This is a genomic window from Actinosynnema sp. CA-299493 (genome assembly GCF_050946825.1).
Classification (GTDB): Bacteria; Actinomycetota; Actinomycetes; order Mycobacteriales; family Pseudonocardiaceae; genus Actinosynnema.
On the sequence record NZ_CP191993.1, the window covers coordinates 2,498,078 to 2,517,597 of the forward strand.

Genomic DNA, 19,520 nt, shown 5'->3' on the forward strand with positions numbered 1-19,520 from the left:
GCGCCCGTACCCAGGAGGCCGTGCCGGCGATGGAGATCCGTTCCACGACCGACGAGGACCGCGACGTCTTCGTCGACACGATCCACGCCGCGTTCGCGCGCTTCCCGGAGACCCCGGTCGACGGCGGCGGGCTCTGGTGGTCGGCGATCGAGATGGACCGCGGTGTGCTCGCGACGGCGGAGGACGGGCGGCCCGTCGGCACCGCCGCCGCCTACTCGTTCGAGCTCACCCTGCCCGGCGCGGTCGTCGTGCCGGCCGCCGGTGTGTCCGCCGTCGGCGTGCTGCCGTCGCACCGGCGGCGGGGCGTGCTCAGCGCGATGATGCGGTTCCAGCTCGCCGAGCTGCGCGAGCGGGGCGAGTTCCTCTCCGTGCTGCTGGCCAGCGAGGCGCCGATCTACGGCCGGTTCGGCTACGGGCCGGCGACCTACACGCGGCGGCTGACCGTCCAGCGCCACCAGGCCGCCTTCGCGACGCCCCGGGCGGGCGACGTCGGCGCGCCCGGCTCGGTCGACGTGCTGCGGCGTGCCGAGTGCGGTGACGTCTTGGCGGACGTCTACGACCGGTACCGCCGCGCGCAGCCGGGCGCGCTGTCCCGGCCGCCGCGCTGGTGGGCGTTGCGCGCGGGCCAGCCGCCGATCTCGCCGGCGCCGCGCTACGTCGCGGTCCACCGCGACGCCGCCGGCGTGCCGGACGGGTACGCCAGCTACTCGTTGGCCGAGGCCGACACCCTGGTCGTCGACGAGACCATCGCCACCGACGACGCCGTCGCCACGGCCCTGGCCCGGTTCGTGCTGGAGCACGACCTGGTCGACCGGGTCGTGTTCCGGCACTGCCCGCCCGGGCACCCGCTGCGCCGGCAGCTCGCGGACTTCCGCGCCGGCGAGGTGAGCCACGAGACCGACTGGCTCTACGTGCGCCTGCTGGACGTCCCCCGCGCCCTGACCGCGCGCGGCTGGTCCGCCGACGGCGAGCTCGTGCTCGACGTCGACGACCCGTTCCTCCGCGAACGCGCCCGCTACCTGCTGACCGTCCGGGAGGGCCGGGCCGACTGCGTGCCGACGGACCGCGAGCCGGACCTCTCGCTGGACGTGCGCGACCTCGGCTCGATCTACCTCGGTGGCACCGCCCCGAGCGAGCTCGTGCGAGCCGGGCACGTCCGGGCCCACCGCCCCGACGCCGCCGCCCTCGCCGACACCCTCTTCCGCGCCGAGCGCGCCCCGCACTGCCTGCACTGGTTCTGATCACGCCGGCCGAGCCGGCGAGGGCTTCGCGTGGCGTGCGCCACAGGTACAGGCCAATGACCCGGGAAGTGGCCGTCGTCACTCTTGTTCGGCCGACCGGGTAAATGTCGAACAGCTCCTCGCCCGAAGTGGCCGATCCGTTGCGCCGAATAGCTGCCACCACACTGTGAAAGGGTGATCGCAGTCCGCCACGGTGCGGTCTCACCGCACCGTCCCAAGTCCTTATCGGGGCACATTCCGGGCTCGGGTTCGACCTCCGTCGACACTTCCTGTAACGGAAGCCGTCCCAAATTCGATGGTCGTGTCCCCGTGCCCACGCGGGCGGTCACCGGCCACTGTGGACTTCGGTGTCCCAGTGGTTGGGCAAGCCTTTTCCGGTGACCGTTGTGGTGACCTGAAGTCACCTGACGACCCGTCTGGGTGTGCGCCGTCTGTCGCCCCGAGGAATGACCGTCCAACGAAAGTTCACTGCGTGTGTAACGCGCGCCGTCGGTACAACGAATGACCGTTTGGCGAGGCGAGAAAACGCCGGCCGGCACATTTGCCGTACACCACGCGGGTCCGTCGGGGATGCCCTGCGAACGTGCACGTCCGAACCGGCCCAACCCGGGGAGAACCACGATGAGCGAGCAGGTCCAGCCCACGCGACGCAGACCGGTCGCGGGGGTCGGCACCACCCAGCGCACCGCCGAGCCCACCGCTCGGCGCACTCAACGCACCACGAGCCCGACCGTCGGCAGCTGGGAGCCCGCCTACCGCTACGGCGTCATCGCCGCCGACATCCTCTGCACCGTCCTGGTCGTCGTGCTCGCGGGCTTCGTGCTGTCCGCCCGCCACGCCTCGGTCGGCCCGCTGTCCCTGTTAGGGCTCGAAGCGGTCACCATCGGGGTGATCGTGGGATCGCTGTTCCTCAGCCGGGTCTGGAACCCCGTGGTGCTCGGCCAGGGCGCGGAGGAGTTCCGCCGCCTCGGCCGGGGCCTGCTCACCTCCGTCGTCGTGCTGGGCCTCGGCGCGCTCGCGTTCGAGCTGCCCGGCGCCCGGCTCTGGGTGTTCGTGGTCGGCCCGGCCGTCGCGCTGGTCGCCTTCCCGGCCCGCTACCTGCTGCGCCGCCCGCTGCACCGCGCCAGGGGCGAGGGCCGCTGCCTGCTGCCCGTGCTCGCCGCGGGCAACATCGACACCGTCGCCGACCTGATCGGCCGCACCCGCCGCGCGCCCCACCTCGGCTGGCGCGTGGACGCCGTGTGCACGGTCGACGGTCGCGCGGAGATCGGCCTGGAGCTCGACGGCGTGCCGGTCGTCGGCCGGTTCGGCGACCTCGGCGAGCAGGTCCGCCGCGGCGGCTACCGGATCGTCGCGGTCACCGCCGACGCCTACTGGACGCCGCGCAGGCTCCAGCGACTCGCCTGGGACCTGGAGGGCACCGGCACCGAGATGGTCGTCGCGCCCGCCCTGATGGACTTCGCCGGTCCCCGGCTGCACGTCACCGGCGTGCTCGGGATGCCGCTGCTGCGCGTGAGCGAACCGAGGTTCACCGGCTTCCGCCGCGTGGTCAAGACGGCCGTCGACAAGGTCGGCGCGCTGCTGCTGGTCGCGGTGCTGAGCCCGGTGCTGCTGGCCGTCGCGGTGGCGATCATGGTCGACACCAAGGGCCCGGTGCTCTACCGGCAGCGCCGCGTCGGCAAGGACGGCGTGCCGTTCACCATCCTGAAGTTCCGCACCATGGTCACCGACGCCGACGCGCTGCGCGCCAAGCTCCTCGCGGTGAACGAGGGCGCCGGCGTGCTGTTCAAGATGCGCCACGACCCCCGCGTCACCACCGTCGGCCGGTTCCTGCGGCGCTACTCGATCGACGAGCTGCCGCAGCTGTTCAACGTGCTCACCGGCCCCATGTCGCTGGTCGGTCCCCGGCCGCCGCTGCCGGAGGAGAGCGCGAAGTACGGCCCCGACGTGCGCCGCAGGCTGCTGGTGAAGCCGGGCCTGACCGGGTTGTGGCAGGTCTCCGGGCGCAGCGACCTGTCGTGGGAGGAGTCCGTGCGGCTCGACCTCCGGTACGTGGAGGAGTGGTCGCTCGCCCTGGACGTGCTGATCCTGTGGAAGACCATCCGCGCCGTGTTCGGCGGCCAGGGCGCGTACTGACGTGAGGAGCGGGATGGACCAGCCCATCGGCATCGCCGTCATCGGCGCCGGCTACTGGGGGCCGAACCTGGTGCGCAACGCGCAGGCCACCCCCGGCCTGGCGCTGCGGTACCTGTGCGACCTGGACGTGGAGAAGGCCCGGCGCGTGCTGGGCGACTACTCCACCGTCCGGGTGGCCGGCTCGCTGGACGACGTGCTCGCCGACCCGGCGGTCGACGCGGTCGCCATCGCCACCCCGGCCGCCACGCACCTGCCGGTCGCGCTGGCCGCGTTGCGCGCGGGCAAGCACGTGCTGGTGGAGAAGCCCCTGGCGGCCACCTACGCCGACGGGCTGCGACTCGTCCGCGAGGCCGAGAGCCGGGGCCTGACGCTGATGCTCGACCACACCTTCGTCTACACGCCGACCGTGCGGCACCTGCGGCACATGGTGCGCGGCGGCGAGATCGGCACCGTGCAGTACCTCGACTCCGTGCGGGTCAACCTCGGCCTGGTGCAGCCGGACGTGGACGTGTTCTGGGACCTCGCGCCGCACGACCTGTCGATCTTCGACGCGATCCTGCCCGACGACGTGGGCGTGACGCGGGTCTCCGCGCACGGGTCGGACCCGATCGGCGCGGGCCTCGCGTGCGTCGGCCACCTCACGCTGGAGCTGTCCGACGGCGTGATGGCCCACGTGCACGTGAACTGGCTGTCCCCGAACAAGATCCGCACCATGATCGTCGGCGGCTCCCGCCGCACGGTCGTGTGGGACGACGTGAACACCGTGCAGCGCCTGTCGGTGCACGACCGGGGCGCCGACCGGATCGAGGACGACGAGGACCGCCGCCAGGCGATCATCTCCTACCGGCGTGGCGACACCGTGGCGCCCGCGCTGCCGGAGAAGGAGGCGCTGCGCGGGATGATGGCGGAGTTCGCCGCCGCGATCACCGAGAAGCGCGCCCCGCTCACCGACGGCTGGTCCGGCCTGCGCGTGCTGGCCGTCCTCGAAGCCACCTCCGCCAGCCTCGCCGCGGGCGGCCGGTTCGTCACCGTCGCCCCGGTCGACCGGCCGGACGGCAGCGGGTCGCCGTGATCCCGGTGATGAAGCCGTGGCTCGGCGCGGAGGAGGCCGAGGCCGCCTCCGCCGCCGTGCTGTCCGGCTGGGTCGCGCAGGGTCCCAAGGTCGCCGCGTTCGAGGACGCCTTCGCCCGCCGCGTCGCCGCCCTGCACGCCGTCGCCACGTCGTCGTGCACGACCGCCTTGCACCTCGCGCTGCACCTGCTCGACGTGCGGCCGGGTGACGAGGTCGTGGTGCCGTCGCTGTCGTTCATCGCCACCGCCAACGTGGTCCGCCACTGCGGCGCCACGCCGGTGTTCGCCGACGTGGAGCCGGAGACCGGCAACCTGGCCGCGGCGGGGATCGAGGCGGTGCTCACCGAGCGGACCCGCGCGGTGGTCCTGGTGCACCAGGCCGGTGTGCCGGCCGACGTCGACGCGGTCCGCGCGCTGTGCGGCCCGCGTGGCGTCACGGTGGTGGAGGACGCCGCCTGCGCCGCCGGGTCGACCTACCGGGGCGTGCCGGTCGGCGCGGACGCCGAGGTCGCGGCCTGGTCGTTCCACCCGCGCAAGCTGATCACCACGGGCGAGGGCGGGATGCTCACCACGAACGACGCCGAGTGGGCGGCCCGCGCCAGGCGGCTGCGCGAGCACGGCACGAGCATGAGCGCGGCCGAGCGGCACAGCGGTGGCGGCGCGGTCGTGGAGCGCTACCTGGAGACCGCGTTCAACTACCGGATGACCGACATCCAGGCGGCCGTCGGCCTGGTGCAGCTGTCCAAACTGGACGCGATCGTGCGCCGGCGGCGCGAGCTGGCGGCCCGCTACCACGAGCTGCTGGCGGACCGGCTGGGCGACGTGCCCGGTCTGCGCCCGGTGCGCGACCCCGAGCACGGCGCCACCAACTACCAGTCGTTCTGGGTCGTGCTGCCCGAGGACGCGCCGGTGGCGCGCGACGACGTCCTGGTCGGGCTCGCCGCGCGGGGCGTGTCGGCGCGCCGGGGGATCATGGCCGCGCACCTGGAGCCGGCGTACGCGGGCCACCCGCACGTCGACCTGCCGGTGACGGAGGCGTTCACCAGGAGGTCGCTCATCCTCCCGCTCTACCACGACCTGACCGCCGCGGCGCAGGAGATCGTGGTGGACGAGTTGCGAGCGGCGCTGCACGTGCCGCTCGTCACGCGATAACCTCGCGGAACCACTCCACCGCACCACCGGATCACGCCGGGCGTCACGCATCGTGCTCACCTGAGCGCTGATCACGTTGTGCTGTAACGCGAAGTGCGGTCCCCGCGACCATCGGAGCAACAGGACTCCGCTGATCGACGTAGTGCGCACCGGATCACTCGCAGTTACGGCCGCTTTGCCCCGAGAGGTGAATCACCCATGACCGCCGACCAGACGCGGGACAGGTCCGCTCTATCGGTTCTCCTGCTGCGCCTGGCGGTCGTGGCCGCCCTCGTGGCGTCCACCATCGCGGTCGTCGGTCTGCTGCGCGCGCCCGAGGCGTCCGCCGCGCCGTGCGACGCGCCCGTGGTCAACAAGGTCGCCTGCGAGAACACCAAGCTGGGCACGCCCGACTGGCAGGTGTCGTACCGGGACGACGGCATCCTCGGCTACACCACCGACATCAGCGTCAACCCCGGTGGCCGGGTCGACTTCAAGATGCTGACCAGCGCGTCGTCCTACTACATCGACATCTACCGGCTCGGCTACTACGGCGGTGTGGGCGCGCGGTTCCAGGAGCGGATCACCCGCAACGGCGCGCAGAACCAGGACCCGTGCAAGCGGGGCGTGGACGGCAGCGCGTTGATCGACTGCGGCAACTGGCAGGTGTCGCTGAGCTGGAACGTGCCGCCGACCGCGGTCTCCGGCATCTACTACGCGCGCACCCACCGCAACGACAACGACGCGGAGAACGAGATCGTCTTCGTCGTCCGCGACGACACCAGCACGTCGAAGGTCCTGTTCCAGACCTCCGACTCGACCTGGGTGGCCTACAACCGCTACGGCGGCAACAGCCTCTACTTCGGCGACGGCCCCGGCCAGGGCGGACAGGCGTACAAGGTCAGCTACAACCGCCCCTACACCGGCGGCGACGGCGACGACAACTTCATCTTCAACGCCGAGTACCCGATGCTGCGCTTCCTGGAGGCCAACGGGTACGACCTCAGCTACACCACGGACGCCGACTCGGCCAGGCGCGGTCACCTGATCAAGAACCACCAGGTGTTCATGGCCGTGGGCCACGACGAGTACTGGTCCAACGAGCAGCGCGCCAACGTGGAGGCGGCCCGGGACGCGGGCGTGCACCTGGCGTTCCTGACCGGCAACGAGGTCTTCTGGAAGCACCGGTGGGAGAAGAGCATCGACTCCTCCGCGACCGACTGGCGCACCATCGCCTGCTACAAGGAGACCAAGGGCACCCAGAACGACCACCTGAGCGACTGGACCGGCACCTGGCGCGACCCGCGCTACCCCGACCAGGACGGCGGTCGCCCGGAGAACGCGCTGCTCGGCAACATCTTCACGGTCAACGGCCGCCGCGAGGACGCGCTCAAGGTGCCGGCCGCGTACGGGAAGATGCGGCTGTGGCGGCACACGTCGCTGAAGGACCTGGCCACCGACACCTCCTACACGTTCCAGCCGGGCACGCTCGGCTACGAGTGGAACTCGGTGGAGGACAACGGTTTCCAGCCGCCGGGCGTGGCGCAGCTGTCCCGCACCACGGTGGACATGCCCGAGGGCCCGTACGTGCTGCAGAACCACGGCGACCTCTACACCCCGGACACCAAGACCCACGCCATCACCTACTACAAGCACCCGAGCGGGTCGCTGGTGTTCGGCGCGGGCACGGTCCAGTGGGCGTGGGGCGTGGACGACGAGCACGCGTTCCTCACCAACACGCCGACCTCCGACGTGCGGATCAAGCAGGCCACGGTCAACTTCCTGGCCGACATGGGCGTGCCGGCGACCACGTTGCAGCCGGGGCTGACGCAGGCGACGAAGAGCACCGACGCCCAGGCGCCGGCGGTGGCGTTCACCAGCGTGCCGCCGATCTCCACGGTGGGCGCGGCGTACACGTTCGCCGGCACGGTGACCGACCTCGGAGGCGGCCAGGTCGGCGGCGTCGAGGTGTCCACCGACGGCGGCTCGCGCTGGCACCCGGCCGTCTGGCAGGCCGGCCGGACGGCCTGGAGCTACACCTACACCCCGGGCAAGTCCGGTCCGGCGAGCCTGCGCGTGCGGGCCGTGGACGACTCGGCGAACCTGTCCGCCCCCGTGGTGTCCGCGCCGGGGGTGAACCCGCGCACCTGCCCGTGCGGCCTGTGGACCAACGCCGACAAGCCCGACGTGGTCGACAGCGGTGACGCCTCGCCGCTGGAGCTGGGCGTGAAGTGGCGTGCGAACAGCGACGGCTACGTGCGCGGCGTGCGGTTCTACAAGGGGCCGGGCAACACCGGCACGCACACCGGCACCCTGTGGGACCGCACCGGCAACCCGATCGCCACGGGCACGTTCACCAACGAGACCGCGAGCGGCTGGCAGACGCTGGTCTTCGCGATGCCCGTGCCGGTGACCGCGGGCGCCACGTACGTCGTGTCGTACTTCGCCCCCAACGGCCACTACTCGTACGACCTGGAGTACTTCCTCCAGCAGAACCGCTACCTCGAACCGGTCACCGGCCTGAAGAACGGCGAGGACGGCACGAACGGCCTGTTCCGGTTCGGCGGACCCGGCTTCCCGACCCAGTCCCACTGGGGCAGCAACTACTGGGTGGACGTGGTGTGGGCGCCGGACCCCGGCCCCGACCAGCGCGCGCCGCTGCTCGCGTCCACCACGCCGGTCGGCGGCGAGGGCACGGTCGCGCTCAGCCCCGTCGTCTCCGCCACCTACGACGAGGCCGTCCTGCCCGGCTCCGCCCAGTTCACCGTGACCGGGCCGAGCGGCGCGGTGTCCGGGTCGCTGGCCCTGTCCAACGGGAACAAGACCGTCACCTTCACCCCGGGCCAGGCGCTCGCCCCGAACACCGGCTACGCGGTGGCGGTGCGGGTGTCGGACGTGGCGGGCAACCAGGCGTCGCAGTCGACGTGGTCGTTCACCACCGGCGCGGTCCGGCCCGCGACGTGCCCGTGCACGGTCTGGGACGACTTCGCCCGGCCGGCCGAGTACTCCTCGACGGACAGCGCGCCGATCGAGGTCGGCACCAAGGTCCGCTTCAACGGCAAGGGCGAGGTGCTCGGCGTCCGGTTCTTCAAGGGCACCGGCAACACCGGCACGCACACCGGCTCGCTGTGGTCGTCCACCGGTCTGCTCCTGGCCACCGGGACGTTCGCCAACGAGAGCGCGAGCGGCTGGCAGAAGCTGACGTTCTCCTCGCCGGTGATCGTGCAGGCGAACACCACCTACATCGTGTCCTACCACGCGCCCAACGGCCGTTACGCGGTCAGCGGCGGCTTCTTCAGCGGCAAGGGCGCGAGCTACGCGGGCCTGCGGGCGCTCGCCGACGGCGTCGACGGGCACAACGGCGTGTACCGCTACGGCACCGGCGGCTTCGCGCCGACGGCGTCGTACAACGCGACGAACTACTGGGTCGACGTCGTCTTCCGCAACGGCCTCAACGGCGACACCACGCCGCCGGTGCTGACCAACCGCTCGCCGGGCGTGAACGCCACGAACGTCGTCGCCACCACCCCGGTGACCGCGACGTTCAGCGAGGCCGTCGACCCGGCCAGCGCGCAGATCTGGCTGACCGACCCGCGCGGCACGCAGCTGTCCGGTTCGGTGTCGCTGTCCGGCGACCAGCGGACGGCCACCTGGACGCCGACCGGCAAGCTCATGCCCGACACCCGCTACACCGCCAGCGTGCTGATCGCCGACGCCAACGGCAACCCGATGCCGGACCCGGTGACGTGGTCGTTCACCACCTCCGCGACCGTCATCTGCCCGTGCACGCTGTTCAGCTCGGCGACCCTGCCCACGATCACCGCCAGCGACGACGGCGGCGCCTACGAGCTGGGCGTCCGGTTCACCCCCACGGCGGGCGGGCGGATCGCCGCGGTGAAGTTCTACAAGGGCGAGGGCAACACCGGCACGCACACCGGCTCGCTGTGGTCGCCGAGCGGCCAGCGGTTGGCCACCGGCACGTTCACCGGTGAGAGCGCGATCGGCTGGCAGACGTTGACCTTCACCACGCCGGTGTTCGTCACGGCGGGCCAGACCTACACCGCGTCCTACAGCACGACCACCGGCCACTACGCCGTCGACGCCGGGTACTTCGACGGCTACTCGGTGACCAGCGGCCCGCTGAGCGCGCCGTCGGGCCTGGACGGCGGCAACGGCGTCTACCGCGCCGGCGCGGGCCACCCGACGAACTCCTACGCGGGCGGCAACTACTGGGTCGACGTCGTCTTCGTGCCCAACGACGACAACACGCCGCCGGTCGTCAACGGGCGCACGCCGCTCAACGGGGCCGGCGAGGTGTCCCGCACCTCGCCGCTGACCACGACGTTCGACGAGCCGGTCGACCTCACCACGGCCCAGTTCACGCTCGCTGACTCCGGCGGCGCGAAGATCGCGGGCACGTTGTCGCTGTCGGCCAACCAGCAGCAGGTGACCTGGACGCCGGCCGCGCCGCTGGGCGGCGGCATGACCTACACCGCGAGCCTGCGGATCGCCGACGTCTACGGCAACGTGATGGCCGCGCCGACGACGTGGTCGTTCACCACGACCACGGCCGGGAACTGCCCGTGCTCGCTGTTCAGCGCGGCGACCGTGCCCACCGTGGCGGCGGCCGACGACACCGGCCCCTACGAGCTCGGCGTCCGGTTCGTGCCGTCGGTGACCGGCTCGGTCACCGGGGTGCGGTTCTACAAGGGGCCGGGCAACACCGGCACGCACACCGGCACGCTGTGGGACGCGGCGGGCAACCCGCTGGCCACCGGCACGTTCTCGAACGAGACGGCCGGCGGCTGGCAGACGCTCACGTTCGCCGCTCCGGTGACCGTCATCGCGGGCACGAGCTACGTGGCGTCCTACAGCGCGCCGAACGGCCGCTACTCCGTGGACGCCGGGTACTTCGTCGGCAACGCCGTGACCAGCCCGCCGCTGAGCGCGCCCGCCACGGCCGAAGGCGCCCGCAACGGCGTCTACCGGTCCGGTCCCGGCTTCCCGGAGTCGTCCTACGCGGGCAGCAACTACTGGGTCGACGTCGTCTTCACCACCGGCTGACCCCCGTCGGGGCGGACGGCCACCCCTCCCGTCCGCCCCACCCCCGCGCGAGTCCTACGCTCGGAACCACCGTGTCCTACGTTCGGAACCACCGTGTCCTACGCTCAGGACACCCGAGTTGAACGCTCAGAACACGCGACCTGCGGGTCCGAGCCTTTGCGCCGTCAAGATCCCCACGTGAGGCAAGCAGTGGACCCGTGGTCGACGGAGGCCGAGCAAGCTCTGCGCGCGGACGTCAGCGGCCTGGAGGAGTTGCTCCTCGGCGTCATGGGCCAACGCCTCGACCACTGACCAGCGCGGTCACGCTTCCCGACCCACGCGGTCACGCGTCCTGGGGTACGGGCTCCGCCGTCGCACGCCGCCGTTGCGCCTTGGCCACCCGCAGCAACGCGCCCGACGCGCCGAGCATGGTGAACACCAGCCCGGTCGCCACGCCGAAGCCCAGCAGGTCGAACGTCACCGACGCGATCCCACCCGACACCACGGCCGCCACCAGCGCGCTCGCCAGGCTCCGCAGCTGCTCGTCCTCGCTGATCATCCGCACTCGGATCGCCGCGAACGCCGCCGCCAGGAACATCCCGATCAACGCGAACAGCCCCAGGTAGCCGTTCTCGATCAACGTCAGCAGGAACTGGTTGTCCAGGATCGTGTACTTCGTCGGCAGGTACGTGCCGAACCCGCGCCCCAGCAACGGGTTCAGGTCGATCTGCTCCCACGCCGCCTCGTAGTCCGCCGTGCGGGCCTTGACGCTCGGGTCGTCCTCGATGTTGGAGAACATCCCGCGCAACGTCCCGAACAGCCCCGGGACCACCAGCGTCGCGCCCAGGAACGACCCGCCGCCCACCACCGCCGTGGCGATCTTGCGCGGCCGCGGCAACGCGATGATCATGATCACCGCGCCGACCGCCATGCACAGCAGCGCCGTCCGCGACAACGACAGCAACGCGCCCAGCCCCACCAGCGCCAGGCACGCGAACCAGCGCAGCTGCGGCGTGCCGTCGTCCTGTGCCTTGAACACGTAGTGCACGCCCAGCGGCACGGCCATCGCGCACACCAGGCCGAACTCGATCGGGTGGTTCGTGGTGCCCGTCGGCCGGCGGAAGATCGACCGGGCCTCCATCGCCGAGTACCCGTTGTCCTGCACGCGCAGCCCGGGCAGCGACACGTACGACGCCAGGTCCACCCCGAGCCCGAACTGCACCAGCCCCACGAACGCGATCACCGCCGAGCACCCCAGCAGCAGCTTGAGCACCCGGTCCAGCCGCTCCTTGGTGCGCACGGCGTCGCACACGAACACCGCGACCGCGATCATCGACGTGATCCGGATGATGCTGCTGTCGGCCACGGTCAGCTCGTCGGTCGGCAGCCAGCGCCGGGTGGCCACGCCGTAGGTCGCCAGCTGCGACGCCAGGTACAGCGCCACGGCCGTGCGCACGACGTTGCGCCCCTTGCCCATGCCGACGTTGTCGACCATCTGCCCGGACACCCAGAACACGCCCAGCAGCAACGCCACCACCAACGCGGGCGGCAACGTCATCGGCACGAACGACAGCACCAGCCGGGCCGGGATGATCAGCAGCGCCAGCAGGAACAGGCTCACGAGCGTGGCGCCGTCCGCCCGCTGCCGCACGGGCTGGTCCGGCAGGAACCGCTCGGCCACGGTCAGGGTTTGTCGTCGTTGGTCGGCCACGCCGGAGCCCCCGGGTTGCCGGGGTTGCGCGGACCCGGCGCGGCGATCTTCACCGTCTGCTCGCTGGCGGTCGGCGGTCGGCGGACCGGCGGGCCGGGTGGGCGGCGCGGGCCGCTGTTGGGAGGCGGCACGGCCTGCTTCGCCACCGGAGCCGCCGGAACCCCTGGAGCGCCCGCAGCCGCCTGGGCGGGCTGGGGCTGGGGCGGCTGAGCGGCCTGCGGCGCATTGCGGGCGGGAGCGGCCGGCGGCACGGCGTCGTCCTCTTCCGTCGCCTCGCCCTCACGCGCCTCGCGGCGGCGTCGCAGGTGGTTCAGCACGCTGTCCCCACCGAACGTGGCCGCCGTCGTCAGCAGCATCAGCAGCACGAACGCCGCGCCCGCGTACCGGACCTTGCCGCCGATCTGCGCCTCCGCCTCGGTCGGGTTCACGATCACCTGCGAGGTGATGAACGTCGACTCCGGCGCCTTCAACGTGGTCTGCTGCTTGTCCAGCTCCTTGGTCGCGAACTCCATCACCGTGGTGACCAGCTGCTCGGCGGCCTCCGGGGTGCTGCCGTCCGCCGTCACGAACAGGAACGGGCCACCCATGCCGCCACCGGCCGCGGTGAAGTTCTCCGTCGAGTCCTTGCCGAGGCCGAGCGACTCCTTGCGGGTCTTCGGGTCGGCCAGGATCTGCGAGATGATCTGCGCGGTGGTCGTCAGGCTGCCGTCGAACGACAGCAGCGGGTTGACCCGCACCGCGTCCTCGGGGGAGATCTTCTCCTTGAACGTGCCACCGGCCGCCGGCGACGTCAGCACCATTACCCCGGACGACTGGTAGCGCGTCGGGATGGACAGGAACACACCGGCGGCCACGGCGACAGCCGTGATCGCCGCAGGCAGGGCGATGTACCACCGCCTGCGCAGCGTTCGCACGGCGCCCCAGAAGTCCATCCGCTCCCCGATCCACGTTTACCCCGCGTGCGTGCGCGCACGGTGTTGTTACTCTGAAATCGGCCGACTCGCGCCCAGTCGTTACAGGTGGTGATGGACATGACCCACCGGCGCGTGGTTTTCGCCGTCGCGGCCATCGTACTGGTCATCGGAGCCGGGGTGGTTTACGTGACATCCGTGGTGCGCGAGACCTCACCCGCACCGGTGGCCGCGGTCGACGGCGACCTGATGTTCGTGGCGCTGGCCGACGGGCGCGGCCGGGTCGAGCAGGCGCGCCTGGCCGATCCCGCCGCCCGCAGCGCGACGCCGCTGACGTGCCGGCGGGTGTACCGGGCCGGTGGGACGACGGTGTGCCTGAAGCTGGCCGGGCCGGGCCCGACGTACGCGGCCGAGGTGACGCGGGACGGTGGCGTGGCGCGGACCGTGCTGCTGCCCGGGGCGCCGAGCCGGGCGAAGGTGTCGGCGTCGGGCCAGGTGGTCACGTGGACGTCGTTCGTGACCGGTGACTCCTACGCGGTGCCCGGCGGGTTCTCCACCCGGACCGGGTACCTGGACCTGCGCTCCGGCGAGGCGGTGGAGTCGCTGGAGGGGTTCACCGCCGTGGTCGAGGGTCAGCCGCACGGCGCGCAGGACGTGAACTACTGGGGCCTGACGGTCGCCGCCGACGACCGGACGTTCTACGCGACCCTGGCCTCGGGCGGGTACACGTGGCTGGTGAAGGGCGACCTGGTGGAGCGTCGCCTGGAGTCGCTGCGGCGTGACGCGGAGTGCCCGTCGCTGTCGCCGGACGGCACGAAGGTCGCCTACAAGAAGCGGATCGGCCGGCTGGGGCCGTGGGAGCTGGCCGTGCTGGACCTGAAGACCGGTGAGGAGCGCAGGCTGCCGGGCACCGCCGGGGTCGACGACCAGGCCACCTGGCTGGACGACGAGCGGATCGCGTTCGCCGCCGTGCCGAAGGACGCCAAGCTCGCGTCGATCCACGTGGTGCCCGCCGACGGCTCCGCCGCCGCCGTGCTCGTGATCTCCGACGCCACCTCGCCGTCCCCTTTCTGATCTTCGGCTAACGCCGCTCCGGAGTGCCGCGATCCCCTTGTGTTCAAGGGAAAATCGCGCCTTCCGGAGGCTGAAGTTGTTATTCCTGGCGAGAAGTGAATACCGCGCCGCAAGAATCGTGTTACCCGAGAGGGAGAACGCGCAGGTCGATCATCGGCGGTGCGCTGCCCGCGCCACCCCGGTAGACCACCCGGCCGCGCCGTCCCACCCCCGCACGCCACGCGCCCACCGCCCTGCCGACACCGCACCGAGCCGGTGACCCCGCCGCCCTCGCCGTCCTCGCCGATGACCCCGACCCCGCCGACCCGGATTCCGACCCCGACCGCCTCGACCCCGCCGACCCCGACCCCGACGCCGACCGCTGCGCCGGCCTCGCCGCCCGTGACCTTGCCGACCGCGACCGCGACCGCGACCGCGACCGTGCCGACTCCGACCGCGTCGGCCCCGGCCGCGCCGCCGGCCCGATTACCGTCCCTCACCGGGCTGCGCTTCCTGGCCGCGTTCGTCGTCTTCGGCTTCCACCTGCACGCCGGCGGGTTGTTCGCGGGCACCGGTGCGGAAGGTGTGCTGGAGGCGGTGTTCGGACAGGGCGCGACCGGTGTGGGGTTCTTCTTCCTGCTGTCCGGTTTCGTGCTCACCTGGTCGGCGCGGGGAGGTGTGCCGGCGGGCGTCGGCCTGCGGCGGCGGGCGGCCAGGGTGCTGCCCAACCACGTGGTGGTCTGGGTCGTCGTGTTCGCCGGCCTCGCCTGGTTGGGCGGCGTGTCCGTCCTCGCCGGCGTGCTGGGGCTGTTCCTGCTCCAAGCCTGGGTGCCGGTCCAGTCGATCTACTTCGGCGTCAACACACCGGCGTGGTCGCTGTCGTGCGAGGCGGCGTTCTACACGGCGTTCGCCTGGCTCCTGGCCCTGGTGGACCGCGTGCCGCGAACGAGGCTCTGGGCGTTGGCGATCGGCCTCATGGCCGCGGTGGTCCTGGTCCCGGTCATCGCGCTGCCCCTGCCCGCGGACCTGGAGTACTGGTTCGTCTACGTCTTCCCGGTGACCCGCGCGCTGGAGTTCGTGCTCGGCATGGCCCTGGCCCGGATCGTGCGCGCGGGCCTCTGGATCCGGCTGCCCCTGTGGGGGGCGGGCGCGCTGGCCGTCGCCGGTTACGTCGTCTCCGGCCACCTGCCCGGCACGTTCGGCTTCGTGGCCGGCACGGTCGTCCCGCTGGCGCTGCTCATCCCGGCCGCCGCGACCGCCGACCTCACCGGCTCGCGGTCACCGTGGCGAGGCCGCACGGCGGTGTTCCTCGGCGAGATCTCCTTCGCCTTCTACCTGGTGCACCAGGTGGTGATGCGGCTCGCGGAGGCGTTCGGCCCGCACGACGTCGGCCTGGGCGGGGCGACCGGGGTCGCGGTCGCCCTCCTGGCCTGCTCGCTGGTCCTGGCGTGGCTGCTGCACCGGCTCGTCGAACGGCCGGCGCAGCGACGCCTGCTCAGAGTGACAGCTCCCGCCTGAGCACCTTCTCCAACTCGTGCCCGGCCGCGTCCCACGACCGGCCGGACACGCTGGCGGACGCGGCCCGCGCCACGGCGTCGAAATCGGGCGTCGTGACCACCTCCGACAGCGCGCGGGCCAGGTCGTGCGGTGTCGCGGGCGCGTACCGGACGTGGTCGTTGTCCAGCACGACGCGGTTGTGCACGGCCTCGTTGACGACTGGCAGGCACCCCGCGGCCAACATCTCGTGCGGCACCAGCGAGACGTTCGTCATCGACAGCGTGAGGCCCGCGTAGCACCGGTTGTAGATCTCGTTGAGCCGGTCCGGCGTGACCAGCCCGTGGTCGACGTGCCGGTGACCCAGCGACCCGATCTTCTCGCCGTACGTGTGGATCACGACGTCCGGGTGCCGCTCGGCGAAGACCTCCAGCGCCAGCAACCCGATCTCGATCGCCCGCCGGGGCGCCAGCCGACGCGCGTAGAACACCACGCCGTCCCGCCGCGCGCCCTCGTCCAGGCGGTAGCGGTCCGCGTCGCAGCCGAAGTCGAAGAAGTCCGCCGCCATCCCCATCTCGGCGTGCACCTTCTCGGCCAGGAACCGGCCGGCGGTGAAGCCGTGGAACCCCATCCGGTAGGTGTTCTCCGCCAACGCCGACAGCCCGCCGACCGGGAAGAACCACGGCTCGTAGTCCTGCACGAGGTAGAACCGCTTGCCCGCGCACGGGTCGTTGAACACCGGGTAGGCCGTCATCCACGCGGTCGCGAACACGGCGTGCGCGTCGGCCATCCCGTCCGCCACGTCGTGCACCGACCCCCGGAAACCCGGGAACGCCGACCTGATCACCGGCTCGTGGTCCGCCGCACGGCTGCCGTACACGTCGTACAGGTAAAGCCGGCACGTGTGCCCCACCGACTCCAGGTGCTCGATCAGCCGGAACATCGTGGTGTGCCCGCCGGAGCCGGGTGACGGCGGCGTGCTGACCCAGTTGATCGTCAGCCGCCCGTCCGCCGGGAGGTCCGGCACGACCACCGGCCGCCGCACGCCGATGTCCGCCGCGCGCACGTCCTCCAGGCGCACCGGGAACACCTCGGCGTCCGCGCCGAACCTCCGCGCCGCGCGGCCGAGCGCACGGGCGCCGACCTGGCGCACACCCTGTTCACGCATGATCCGCGTGACCTGGTGCGCCCGACGCCGCAACTGCTGGACGACCTTCACGCGCCGCTCCTCCGCAACAGACCCAGCACCTCGTGGCGCAGGGGGAACACCACGGCCGCGTACGCCAGCGACGCCAGCGCGCCGCCGACCAGCAGCCGCCACAGGGCGCCGTCGACCAGCCACTGCACGCCCGTCGCCACCACGACCATCACCAGACCGCCGAGCACCGGCCGTGCGACCGCCGCGCCCAGGGCACGCGCCCGCAGCCCGTAGGGCCGGAACGCGATCAGGTAGGCGGGCACGATCACCACGAGCACGACCACGCTCTGCGCCAGCGCCACGCCCCGGATGCCGTCCAGGTGCGCGCCCAGCGCCAGCAGCGGCACGAGCGCGACCAGCCACACCAGGTGGATGACCAGGATCGCGCGCGACCGCCCGGCGCTGGCCAGGTAGTCGTACCCCAGCTCCAACGCCACCCGCAGCGCGCCCAGCAGCACCAGCAGCGCCAACGCCTGCGCGGCCGGCGCCCACCGCTCGCCGTACACGGTGCGCACGAGCGGATCGGCCAGCACCGCCAGCAGCACGCACGCGGGCACCGTCACCAGCGCGAGCAGCCGCAAGGCACGCGAGAACGTCCGCGCGAACAGCTCCGGATCGTCCCTCACCTGCGAGAACGCCGCCAGCGACACGCTGCGCACCGGCTGCGAGAACGCGCCGACCGGCCAGTTCGCCAGGTTGAACGCGAGCAGGTAGAACCCCAGCGGCACCGTGCCCAGCACGCTGCCGACGATGATGTAGTCGACGTTGAGCACCCCGAACACCAGCAGGCTCGCCCCCGCCAGCGGCAGCCCGAACGCCAGCAGCCCGCGTGCCTGGACCCTGTCGAACCCCGGCCGGTAGCGCTTCGGCGTGTAGGCGAACATCACCACCGCGGCGACGAGGTTCGTGGCGATCCGCGACCACGCCAGGCTCCACGCGCCGAAGCCCAGCAGCGCCATCACGACCACCACGGCCGTGCCGACGACGAACGCCGAGGTGTCCGCGACGAACTTGTGGTCCTGCCGGAACTCGCGCTGCAACAACGCGCCCGGCACCGCCGACGCGCCCGCGATCACCAGCGACAGCGACATGAGCTGGATCACACCGGTCGCCTGCGGCGTGTCCATCGCCCCGGCGAACCACGGCGCGCCGAGCACGCACAGCAGCGCCAGCAGCGCGCCGGACGCGATGGACAGCGTCGTCACCGTGGGCGCGAGCTCCTCGACCGGCCGCTCGGTCCGCACCAGGGCGACGCTCACGCCCATCTCGCTGACGCTCATCACGATGTTGAGCACCACCAGCGCGACCGCGAACACGCCGAACTGCTCGGGCGCGATGAGCCGGGCCAGCAGGACGCCCACACCGACCTGGCTGAACCGCTGCACCAGGCTGTTGATCGCGCTCCACCGGATCGCCGAACCGACCTTGCGCCGCAGCTCGGGGCGTTCGGTCCCGGTCGGCTCCACGCCGGTGGTCACTGCCCCCGCCACTTCCGGACCTGACCGCCGACGACGCCGGCGCCGCGCTTGGCCAGGTGGCTGCCGACGAACAGCTGCGTGCGGCTGCACACCTTCGGCCCCAGCGCCCGCCGCCGTCGCAGCGCCCGGTACTCGGGCAGCCGCGCCGCGTCGGGGTACACCCGTCGGGCGAACGCCACCAGCTCGTCCACCGGCACCTCGGCCAGCTTGTCCCGGTCGTAGGCGCGCACCGCCCGCCACAACGCGTCCTTGGCGATCGACCGGTCGGCCAGCGACCGCAGCCGCGCCGGCAGGTCGGGGTGCTCGGCGAAGAACCGCTCGAACACCGCCTGCCGCTGCTCCAGGTCGGTGAACGGCGACGAGAACCGCGTGCGCATCATGCTCTGCTGGTGCACCCGGTAGTACGCGGCGGGCTCGCCGCGCACGTAGCCGATGTCGGACACCGCGGCGATGCGCATCCACATCTCCAGGTCGCCCGCGTGCGGCAGGTCCGGCCGGTAGCCGCCCACCTCCTGCTGCACCGACGTGCGCACCACGGCCTCGGGGGAGGCCAGCACGTTCTGCCCGGTGCGGCAGCGCGCCTCGATCCAGTCCACACCGGACCAGACCGTGCGACCCGCCGGGGCGGTGACCACGGACGGCAGGTCGTCCTGGTCGGTGTAATCAACGACACGTCCGTACACCATGCCGACGTTCGGGTGCGCCTCGAAGACCTCGGCGGCACGGGCCAGCGCACCCGGCGCGAGCAGGTCGTCGGCGGACAGCAGCACGGTGTAGTCGGCCTTGGCCCACTCCAGCAGGCCCTCGTTGTAGGTCGCGATGTGGCCCTGGTTGACCTCGTGCCTGCGGGCCTCGACCCGGGGGTCGCGGGTCAGCTCGGCCACGACCTGGGGCGTCTCGTCGCTCGACGTGTCGTCGATGATCAGCACCCGCACGTCGACACCGGGCTGGTCGAGCACGCTCGTCACGCAAGCGCGCAGGAACCGGGCGTAGTTGTAGCAGGGGATGACGACGTCGACCGTTGGTCGTGCCGGGGGCTCAGTCACGCCCTAC

General features: G+C 72.1%; 12 protein-coding genes. 7 read left to right on the forward strand and 5 right to left on the reverse strand.

Features of this window, described 5'->3' with window-relative positions:
* Positions 1–29: 29 nt before the first annotated feature.
* From ACQPYE_RS11985 to ACQPYE_RS12005, 5 genes are all read left to right on the forward strand, one after another.
* Positions 30–1,241 (forward strand): GNAT family N-acetyltransferase, encoded by a 1,212-nt coding sequence (locus ACQPYE_RS11985; RefSeq protein ID WP_498721179.1) that lies wholly within the window; start codon positions 30–32, stop codon positions 1,239–1,241.
* Between the two features lie 621 nt (positions 1,242–1,862).
* A complete protein-coding gene (locus ACQPYE_RS11990) occupies positions 1,863–3,377 on the forward strand; it encodes a sugar transferase (RefSeq protein ID WP_498721180.1) in 1,515 nt (504 codons plus the stop codon).
* A gap of 13 nt (positions 3,378–3,390) precedes the next feature.
* Complete coding sequence (locus ACQPYE_RS11995; protein WP_498721181.1) at positions 3,391–4,449, forward strand: Gfo/Idh/MocA family protein; 1,059 nt, start codon at positions 3,391–3,393, stop codon at positions 4,447–4,449.
* Positions 4,450–4,457: 8 nt separating this feature from the next.
* Complete coding sequence (locus tag ACQPYE_RS12000) at positions 4,458–5,600, forward strand: DegT/DnrJ/EryC1/StrS family aminotransferase (RefSeq protein ID WP_498721182.1); 1,143 nt, start codon at positions 4,458–4,460, stop codon at positions 5,598–5,600.
* Between the two features lie 198 nt (positions 5,601–5,798).
* Complete coding sequence (locus ACQPYE_RS12005; RefSeq protein ID WP_498721183.1) at positions 5,799–10,643, forward strand: DUF4082 domain-containing protein; 4,845 nt, start codon at positions 5,799–5,801, stop codon at positions 10,641–10,643.
* 322 nt (positions 10,644–10,965) lie between these two features.
* Here ACQPYE_RS12005 and ACQPYE_RS12010 read toward each other — a convergent pair whose 3' ends face one another.
* Positions 10,966–12,333, reverse strand: a complete 1,368-nt coding sequence (locus ACQPYE_RS12010) for an O-antigen ligase family protein (RefSeq protein WP_498721184.1) — start codon at positions 12,331–12,333, stop codon at positions 10,966–10,968.
* The gene (locus ACQPYE_RS12015) at positions 12,306–13,265 is read right to left on the reverse strand and encodes a hypothetical protein (protein ID WP_498721185.1); all 960 of its coding nucleotides are present in this window, start codon (positions 13,263–13,265) and stop codon (positions 12,306–12,308) included. Before ACQPYE_RS12015 ends, ACQPYE_RS12010 begins: the two co-directional genes overlap by 28 nt.
* Before the next feature lie 168 nt (positions 13,266–13,433).
* Between ACQPYE_RS12015 and ACQPYE_RS12020 the strand changes: the two genes are divergently transcribed.
* Both ACQPYE_RS12020 and ACQPYE_RS12025 read left to right on the forward strand, forming a co-directional pair.
* Positions 13,434–14,318, forward strand: a complete 885-nt coding sequence (locus ACQPYE_RS12020) for a TolB family protein (RefSeq protein WP_498721186.1) — start codon at positions 13,434–13,436, stop codon at positions 14,316–14,318.
* 381 nt (positions 14,319–14,699) lie between these two features.
* Complete coding sequence (locus ACQPYE_RS12025; RefSeq protein WP_498721187.1) at positions 14,700–15,815, forward strand: acyltransferase family protein; 1,116 nt, start codon at positions 14,700–14,702, stop codon at positions 15,813–15,815.
* On the opposite strand, the gene ACQPYE_RS12030 is transcribed toward ACQPYE_RS12025, so the two are convergent.
* The 3 genes from ACQPYE_RS12030 to ACQPYE_RS12040 are packed head-to-tail and all read right to left on the reverse strand — an operon-like array spanning position 15,793 to position 19,513.
* Positions 15,793–17,010, reverse strand: a complete 1,218-nt coding sequence (locus ACQPYE_RS12030) for a rhamnosyltransferase WsaF family glycosyltransferase (protein WP_498721188.1) — start codon at positions 17,008–17,010, stop codon at positions 15,793–15,795. The genes ACQPYE_RS12025 and ACQPYE_RS12030 overlap by 23 nt on opposite strands.
* A complete protein-coding gene (locus tag ACQPYE_RS12035; protein WP_498721189.1) occupies positions 17,007–18,479 on the reverse strand; it encodes a lipopolysaccharide biosynthesis protein in 1,473 nt (490 codons plus the stop codon). The genes ACQPYE_RS12030 and ACQPYE_RS12035 overlap by 4 nt, the downstream gene beginning before the upstream one ends.
* On the reverse strand, positions 18,464–19,513 hold the full coding sequence (locus tag ACQPYE_RS12040; protein WP_498721190.1) for a glycosyltransferase family 2 protein: 1,050 nt from the start codon (positions 19,511–19,513) through the stop codon (positions 18,464–18,466). Before ACQPYE_RS12040 ends, ACQPYE_RS12035 begins: the two co-directional genes overlap by 16 nt.
* Positions 19,514–19,520 lie beyond the last annotated feature (7 nt).

Bases quoted from the DNA above. Each gene is read 5' to 3' on its own strand.
- ACQPYE_RS11985 (WP_498721179.1), top strand. From the start codon at position 30: ATGGAGATCCGTTCCACGACCGACGAGGACCGCGACGTCTTCGTCGAC.
- ACQPYE_RS11990 (WP_498721180.1), top strand. From the start codon at position 1,863: ATGAGCGAGCAGGTCCAGCCCACGCGACGCAGACCGGTCGCGGGGGTC.
- ACQPYE_RS11995 (WP_498721181.1), top strand. From the start codon at position 3,391: ATGGACCAGCCCATCGGCATCGCCGTCATCGGCGCCGGCTACTGGGGG.
- ACQPYE_RS12000 (WP_498721182.1), top strand. From the start codon at position 4,458: ATGAAGCCGTGGCTCGGCGCGGAGGAGGCCGAGGCCGCCTCCGCCGCC.
- ACQPYE_RS12005 (WP_498721183.1), top strand. From the start codon at position 5,799: ATGACCGCCGACCAGACGCGGGACAGGTCCGCTCTATCGGTTCTCCTG.
- ACQPYE_RS12015 (WP_498721185.1), bottom strand. From the start codon at position 13,265: ATGGACTTCTGGGGCGCCGTGCGAACGCTGCGCAGGCGGTGGTACATC.